Origin of the sequence: Actinomadura rubrisoli, assembly GCF_004349215.1 — a bacterium.
GTDB lineage: Bacteria > Actinomycetota > Actinomycetes > Streptosporangiales > Streptosporangiaceae > Spirillospora > Spirillospora rubrisoli.
In genome coordinates this window covers 1-7740 of the sequence record NZ_SMKU01000400.1, presented here as the reverse complement: position 1 = coordinate 7740, position 7740 = coordinate 1, and the positions used below count along the sequence as shown (strand labels likewise).

Below are 7740 nucleotides of genomic sequence, written 5' to 3'. Positions count from 1 at the left end.
GTCGTGGGGTCGGTCGGCTCGTCCGGGGGAGTGGTCGGCTTGCTGGGCGGCGCGGACGGGTCGCCCGGCTTGGACGGGGTACCAGACGGGTCGTCGCCGCGGGGCCGCTCACCCGGCGAAGTCTTCGCGGGCGAGCCGGGGGAGGTCCCGCCCGGCGTGCCGGCGGCGGGCCGCGACGGGTCGCCATAGGCGCCGGTGACGGGGGCGCCCGCCTTCGGGTCCGCGGTGGCGCGCTCGGAGCCGGTGAGGCCGGGCGGCGGGCTCTGGTGGCCGGCCGCGCCGGCCGATGCGGAGTCGGTGCGGCCGTTCCCGGCGGTCGGCATCAGGGACGCCGCCCCGCCGCCCTTGGCCGAGGGCCACGAGGCGAGCAGGCCGACGACCGCTGCGGCGGAGGCCGCGAGGCCCGCGACCGCGCCGACGCCCTTGGAGATCCCGCCCGGCCTGCCCCGCCTGGGACGGCCCTGGGCCGTCCTGCCGTCGCCGATCACCACGAGCGGGCTCGGCGCGATGACGCCGGGCAGCGGGCGGGCGGCCTCCTCCTCGCACGCGGCGAGGACCTGGTCGCGCAGCCAGCCGGGCGCCCGCGCGGGCGCCCGCTTGGCGAGCAGCTGCGGCAGCCGCCCCTTCTCGAACGCCGCGATCAGGTCGAGCTGGGGCCCGTCCGCCCCGCGCATGAGCGTGCCGAGGACGGCGCGCTCCAGCCGGGACCGCGCGGCGTTCAGCAGCTGGACGACGGTGTCCGGCGCGATGCCGAGCACCCGGGCGATGTCGGGGGGTTCGAGCCACTCGCCCGCCCACAGCAGCAGTACCTCGCGGTGGTCGGAGCGCAGGCCGCCCGCGGCGCGCAGCAGCGGGTCCGGACCGGCGAACGGCGGCCCGCCCCGTCCGGTGAACGCGCCGCGCTCGGCGCACGCCGCGCGCGAGAGCGAGTACAGCCAGAGCACGCTGTCGCCGCGCGGCGGCTGGTGCACCGCCGCGGCGAACGTGTCGCCGACCGCCGCGGCCGCCTCCTCGTCGCCGACCAGCGACCAGCAGTAGGCGTAGAGGCGGGCGGCGTGCGCGTCGTAAAGGGAGCCCGGGTCCCCGCGCATGTGACCTCCCGGTCGATCGCTGTGCCGGTGCCGGACATCCGCAAGTCGGACATACCGGCGGGTATCGGGACTCTAGCGCCTCCCGTCAACCACTGAGAACTCCGGGACGGGACGTGCCGCCGGACGGCACGGAAGGTAGGGCGTTCGCCAGCGGAGTGTGACGTTCACACAGATTTAAGGAAGTTCCCGAAAATTAGCGGATTCCTGATCCGGTTCAGCAGGGAAGGATTCGAACCCGTGATCGAATTTCGGAGGAGACGAGGGTGACCCGGCTGACCGTGGACGACGTCTACCAGCACATTCAGGGGGTCTGCTTCAAGACGGGCCCGCCCGGGACGGTCGGAGCCGAGACCGAGTGGTTCGTGGTCGACGCCGCCGATCCGTCCGCCCACGTGCCCGCCGAGGGCGTCCGCGCGCTGGTGGAGGGGGTGGGCCCGCCGCCCGGCGGCAGCGTCGTCACCTACGAGCCCGGCGGGCAGCTGGAGCTCAGCTCCGCGCCGTTCGCCGGGCTGGACGGGCTGCACGCGGCGCTCGCCCGGGACGTCGAGCATGTCCGGAACGCCTTGGAACCGGCCGGGCTCGCGCTCGCCGGGCACGGCGTCGACCCCGTCCGGCTTCCCCGCTTCCAGGCCATCCATCCGCGCTACCAGTGCATGCGCGACTACTACATCGCCAGCGGCTTCGCGGAGTCGGGCACCGCGATGATGTGCTCGACCGCGTCCGTCCAGGTGTGCCTGGACATCGGCGCCGACACCGCCGACGCGGCCCGCCGCTGGCGGCTCGCGCACGCGCTCGGGCCGGTCCTGGTCGCCGCGTTCGCCAACTCACCGGTGCTGGCCGGGCGCCGCACCGGGATGCGCTCGTCCCGGCAGGGCGTCATCTGGACCGAGCTGGACCCGTGCCGCACCCTCCCGGTCCTGCGGGACGGCGCGGACGGCGACCCGGCCGAGGAGTGGACGCGGTACGCGCTCGACGCGCGGGTCATGCTCGTCCACACCGCGGCCGGGCAGTGGGTGTCCGATCCCGGGATGTCCTTCGGGGAGTGGCTCGACAAGGGCGAGCCCGGCGAGGGGGACCTGGACTACCACCTGTCCACCCTGTTCCCGCCCGTCCGCCCGCGCGGCTGGCTGGAGCTGCGGATGATCGACGCGCTGCCGGGCCCGTACTGGCCCGTCCCGGTGGCGGTCGCCACCGCACTGCTGGACGACCCGGTCGCGTCCGCGGCCGCCGAGGCCGCGGCCGAGCCGGTCGCGCGCCTGTGGGCGGAGTCCGCCCGGTGCGGGCTCGCCGACGCGTCCCTGGCCGCCGCCGCGCGGGCCTGCTTCCGCGCCGCGCTGGAGGCGCTTCCCCGGCTGGGCGCGTCCGGGCTCGTCCCGATCGTGGACGAGTACAACCGCCGCTACGTCGAGCGGGGCCGCTGCCCGGCCGACGACACCGCACCACCGACGCCGTCCGAGGAGGACCTGACATGGCCCCGATGAGGGCGTCGCGCTCGATCGACGAGCGTGACGAGGACGCGCTGAAGGAACTGATCGCCGGTGAGCTCGGGAGGTCGCGGGACCGGAGCCTCGGCCTGACCACCGAGGTGCTGGCTGCGGCCGACCTCACCGCCCAGGTCTCGCCGCTGATGTCGCCGCTCGTCTGGGACCTCGCGCACATCGGCAACTACGAGGAGCTGTGGCTGCTGCGCGCGGCGGCGGGCGCCGAGCCGATGCGCCCGGAGATCGACACGCTCTACGACGCGTTCGAGCATCCCCGCGCCGAGCGGCCGTCTCTGCCCATCCTGCCGCCGGACGAGGCCCGGTCCTACATCGCCACCGTCCGCGCCAAGGTGCTCGACACCCTCCCGTCGGTGCGGTTCGACACCGCCGACCCGCTCACCTCGGGCGGGTTCGTGTACGGGATGGTCGTCCAGCACGAGCACATGCACGACGAGACGATGCTGGCCACGCACCAGCTCCGCAAGGGCGCCCCCGCGCTCCTGGACCCGCCCGCCGCGCCCCTCCAGGCATCCGGCCTGCGCGCGCCCGGCGAGGCCACGGCGGCGGACGAGGTGCTGATCGAGGCGGGCCCGTTCCAGATGGGCACGTCGGACGATCCGTGGGCGTACGACAACGAGCGTCCGGTGCACCTGGTGGACCTCCCCGCGTACTACATCGACGCCGAGCCGGTGAGCAACGCCGCCTACCTGGCCTTCATGGAGGCCGGCGGGTACGACGACCCGCGCTGGTGGGACCCGGCGGGCTGGGAGTGGCGCACGGCCGGCGGCAAGCGCGCCCCCGCCTTCTGGTCGAGGGAGGGCGGGCAGTGGCTGCGCCGCCGGTTCGGGCGGACGGAGCCCGTCCCGCCCGGCGAGCCCGTCCAGCACGTGTGCTGGTACGAGGCCGACGCGTACGCCCGCTGGGTGGGCAAGCGGCTGCCGACGGAGGCCGAGTGGGAGAAGGCCGCCCGCTGGGACCCGGACGCGGAGCGGTCGCGCCGCTACCCGTGGGGCGACGCGTACGAGGAGGGCCGCGCCAACCTCGGCCAGCGGACGCTCCGCCCGTCCGGGACGGGCTCGTACGCGTCGGGCGCCTCGGCGTACGGCGTGCGAAGGCTCATCGGGGACGTGTGGGAATGGACGTCGTCGGACTTCCACGGCTACCCGGGGTTTCGCCCGTTCCCCTACAGGGAGTACTCGGAGGTGTTCTTCGGACCCGATTACAAGGTGCTGCGGGGCGGTTCGTGGGCGACGCACCCGCTCGCCGTGCGCGGCTCGTTCCGGAACTGGGACTACCCGATCAGGAGACAGATCTTCTCCGGATTCCGCTGCGCGCGCGGCGTCCGGAGTGCGGGGGAAGAGGGGGGAGCCTGAATGTGCCGTCATCTCGGATATCTCGGGCCTGAACGGACGCTGCGCTCGCTGGTGTACGAGGGGGAGCACTCCCTGGAGCACCAGGCGTACGAGCCGCGCATGACACGGGGGAACCTGCTCAACGCCGACGGCTTCGGGGTCGGCTGGTACCACGGCGGCGAGGCCGTCCGCTTCCGGCGCGCCCAGCCCATCTGGACGGACGCGTCGTTCCGCGAGGTCGCCGGGGCCGTCCGGACCCGGTGCGCGGTCGCCGCGATCCGGTCGGCGACCGTCGGTTTCCCGGTGGACGAGTCGTGCGCGCAGCCGTTCCGCTCCGGGGCCTGGCTGTTCAGCCACAACGGCAAGATCGAGGACTACGCGGGCGTCGAGGGCAAGCTGCGCCTGCTGGCCGGGGACCTGGCCGAGGTCGCGGACGCGCGGGCGGCGCTCGACTCGGCGCCGCTGTTCGGCCTCGCCGTCCGGCTGTGGCGGGAGGGCCGCCCGCTCGGCGAGGGCCTCGCCGAGGTCATCTCGACCGTGGCCGGGCTCGCCCCCGGCCGCTACAACCTGCTCGCCTCCGACGGGACGACCCTCGCCGCCACCACCTGGGGCGACTCGCTGTTCGTCCACGCGGGCGGGGAGGAGATCCGGATCGCCTCCGAGCCGCTCGACGACGACCCCGGCTGGCGGGCCGTCCCCGACTGCTCCCTCGTCACCGCCGGGCTCGCGTCCGGCGTCCGCATAGACCAGCTCTGAACGCCGCTAAGGAGAACCACGTGGACCGGTTCCTGACCGCCGACGACCTCGCCAAGACGCTCCGCCAGGACGTCCGGGAGGGGCTCACCGGCACCCCGAAGACGCTCCCGCCCAAGTGGTTCTACGACGAGCGCGGCAGCGCGCTGTTCGAGGAGATCACCAAGCTGGAGGAGTACTACCCGACCCGCCGGGAACGGGAGATCCTCATCGCGCGGGCGCCCGAGATCGCCGCGACCACCGGCGCGCGCACCCTGCTGGAGCTCGGCGCCGGCTCGGGGGAGAAGACCCGGCTGCTGCTCGACGCGCTGGGCGGCACGCTGCGCTCCTACGTCCCGGTGGACGTCAGCGGCGACTTCCTGGAGGAGGCCGCGGCGGGGATCGCCGCCGACCATCCGGGCCTGGCCGTCCGGACCGTCGTCGCCGACTACGAGCAGCACCTGCACCTGCTGCCGGGCGGGGAGCGGCGGCTGATCGCCTTCCTCGGCGGGACGCTCGGCAACATGCCGCCCGGCGCGCGCATCGGCTTCCTCGGCGGCCTGCGCGCGACCATGGGCGAGGGCGACTTCCTGCTGCTCGGCGCCGACCTCGTCAAGGACACGGGACGGCTCGTCCGCGCCTACGACGACGCGGCGGGCGTCACCGCCGAGTTCAACCGCAACGTCCTGCACGTGATCAACCGCGAGCTGGACGCGGACTTCGACACCGCCGCGTTCGAGCACGTCGCGCGGTGGAACGAGGCGGAGGAGTGGATCGAGATGCGGCTGCGCTCCACCCGCGACCAGGACGTCCGCGTCGGCGGCCTCGACCTGGAGGTGTCCTTCGCGGAGGGGGAGGAGACGCGCACCGAGGTCTCCGCCAAGTTCCGCCGGGAGCGGATGGAGGCCGAGCTCGGCGCGGCGGGCCTGGAGCTCGCCCGGTTCTGGACCGACGAGGCGGGCGACTTCTCCCTCACCCTCGCCCAGCCCGCCCCGTAGGGAAGGCCCCGGCGGGGCCGGTCAGCGTCAGGGCTTGCGCGAAGGGCGGGCGAGGCCCAGGCGCTCGACGTCCGCTACCAGGCGGGCCGCCAGATAGCGGTGGCCCGCCAGGTTCGGGTGGGTGCCGTCCCCGCGGATGAGCACCGGCGCGTTGCCCTGGCCGGAGCGGCGGTTCCCGGTGATCCAGCGCTCGGCGATCGGGTCGATGAACGGGATCCCGAGCTGCGCGGCCAGGGCCTTCAGCCCGTCCCGGACGGCCAAGGCCTTCGGCGGCGGCGTGTCGTTGCCCCACAGCGGCCCCATCAGCACCAGGTGGGTGCCCGGCCAGCGCTGCCTGGCCCGCTCCAGCACCACGTGCGCGGCCGCGGCGACCTGCGGGGCCGGGATGCGCCAGTCGTTGTGCCCGCCCGACACCAGCAGCATGTCGGGCGCGGGACGCCACCCGAGCTGGCTCTCGAACAGCTCAAGGAACGGCTCCCGGCCGCCGCCGCGCGCGACGAAGCCCGTGCCCGCGCGCCCCCCGACGACGACCTGCCAGCCCAGGAGCCGTGCCGTGGCGGGGGCGTAGGTGGTCTCGGGCTGGGCGCCGCGCTCCCCGACGGTGTAGCTGTCGCCGAGGAACATCACCACGGGCGCGGCCGCGCGGGCGGGGGCCGGTTTCGCGGCGGGTCCCGCGGCCGCCGCCGACCGGTGGACCTGGCCCCCGAGCGCGGCGCAGCCCGCGACCGCCGGCAGGACGGCCGTCAGGCCCAGGCACAGCACGAGGATCGCCGCGCCGCGTCGGGCGCGGCGAGATGTCATGGAGGACCACCAAATGTTCCGGGGATGCCCCGGCATCTTACTGATCCCGACCCTTGCCCGCGCCCGTCCGCGCCGACTCGCCGCCCCGTCCGCGACGACGCGCGTGCCCGTCCGAGGCGAACCGGGACGCAGCGTTTCCTACACCCTCCGTTCATCGCGCGCTCACATCCCGGCTCTTGGAGGGCAACCCACCGCCGAGAGGGTTCCGCGGTGACCCGACGCGCTCGCCTGACCGAACTCGACCTGCTGCGCTTCCTCGCGGCCCTGGCGGTGGTGCTGTACCACTTCACCGGGTTCGGCGGCCCCGGCCCGTGGCCCGAGGCGGCGCGCGAGGTCTTCCCCGAGATCGCCGGGATCACCCGCTACGGCTACCTGGGCGTCGACCTGTTCTTCATGGTCAGCGGGTTCGTGATCCTGATGAGCGCGTGGGGGCGCGGGCCCGGCGAGTTCGGGGTCTCCCGGGTGGTCCGGCTGATGCCCGCGTACTGGGCGAGCGTCCTGCTCGGCGCGGCCGTCTACGCGGTGTTCCGGGAGGGGCACGGCGTGCCGGGCCTGGTGGTGCCGAACCTGACGATGCTCCAGGGCGGGCTCGGCGTCGATAACGTGGACGCCGTCTACTGGACGCTCTGGGTCGAGATGCACTTCTACGTGCTGGCCGCCGTCCTCGCGGGCATCGGGATCACCTACCGGTCCTGTCTGGTCTTCATGGCGGCCTGGATGCTCGGCGGCGTGTTCGCCGACGAGGCCGGCAACCGGTTCCTCCAGGTCATGCTGGTGCCGACGTGGAGCCCGTACTTCATCGCCGGCATGGCGCTCTACATGATCCACCGGTTCGGCCCGACGCTGCTGCTCTGGGGCTACGTGGCCGCGTCCTGGCTGCTGGCCCTGTACTGGGGCGGCTGGCGCGCCGACCACGCCTTCAAGGGCTCGGACGAGCTGGTCGTCTCCGGGGTCGTCACCGCGATCTTCCTGATCATGATCCTGGTCGCGACGGGCCGGCTCAGCGGTGTCCGGTGGCGCGGCCTGACCGTCCTCGGGGCGCTCACCTACCCGCTCTACCTCGTCCACTCGCAGGTCGCGCTCCCGCTCCTGGACGCGGTGTACCCGGACCTCGACCGCTGGGGTGCGCTCGCGGCCGTGACCGCGGCGTCGCTGCTGCTCGCCTACGCCCTGCACCGCCTGGTTGAGCGACCCGCCGCCCCCTGGCTGAAGGCCCGCCTCCGCGCGTCACTGGACGCGGCGCGGACCTCGGCGGCCGAGCCCCGCGAGGAGACCCCGCCGGTCC

At 74.4% G+C, this 7740-nt stretch carries 7 protein-coding genes; 5 read left to right on the top strand and 2 right to left on the bottom strand.

All coding sequences use genetic code 11. From position 1 onward, the window contains the following. Window positions 1–1091: hypothetical protein (locus E1298_RS40985; RefSeq protein ID WP_131902776.1), on the bottom strand; the 1091-nt coding region annotated here is incomplete at its 3' end. A gap of 263 nt (window positions 1092–1354) precedes the next feature. Here E1298_RS40985 and egtA point away from each other — a divergent pair. From egtA to egtD, 4 genes are read left to right on the top strand one after another with little or no spacing between them, the layout of a single operon-like run. Further along, entirely contained in the window at window positions 1355–2572 is a 1218-nt protein-coding gene (gene egtA / locus E1298_RS40980) for an ergothioneine biosynthesis glutamate--cysteine ligase EgtA (protein ID WP_131902775.1), read from the top strand. Then, complete coding sequence (gene egtB, locus E1298_RS40975) at window positions 2560–3945, top strand: ergothioneine biosynthesis protein EgtB (RefSeq protein ID WP_243726143.1); 1386 nt, start codon at window positions 2560–2562, stop codon at window positions 3943–3945. Before egtA ends, egtB begins: the two co-directional genes overlap by 13 nt. After that, entirely contained in the window at window positions 3946–4680 is a 735-nt protein-coding gene (gene egtC, locus E1298_RS40970; RefSeq protein ID WP_131902774.1) for an ergothioneine biosynthesis protein EgtC, read from the top strand. Between the two features lie 20 nt (window positions 4681–4700). Next, window positions 4701–5654 carry an L-histidine N(alpha)-methyltransferase gene (gene egtD, locus E1298_RS40965; RefSeq protein WP_131902773.1) on the top strand — a complete coding sequence of 318 codons (954 nt, stop codon included), beginning with the start codon at window positions 4701–4703 and terminating at the stop codon, window positions 5652–5654. A 27-nt stretch (window positions 5655–5681) separates the two neighbouring features. Here egtD and E1298_RS40960 read toward each other — a convergent pair whose 3' ends face one another. Continuing rightward, the gene (locus tag E1298_RS40960) at window positions 5682–6455 is read right to left on the bottom strand and encodes an SGNH/GDSL hydrolase family protein (protein WP_131902772.1); all 774 of its coding nucleotides are present in this window, start codon (window positions 6453–6455) and stop codon (window positions 5682–5684) included. Window positions 6456–6665: 210 nt separating this feature from the next. Between E1298_RS40960 and E1298_RS40955 the strand changes: the two genes are divergently transcribed. After that, window positions 6666–7740 (top strand): acyltransferase family protein (locus E1298_RS40955; RefSeq protein WP_165975911.1); only part of this gene is annotated, 1075 nt, incomplete at its 3' end.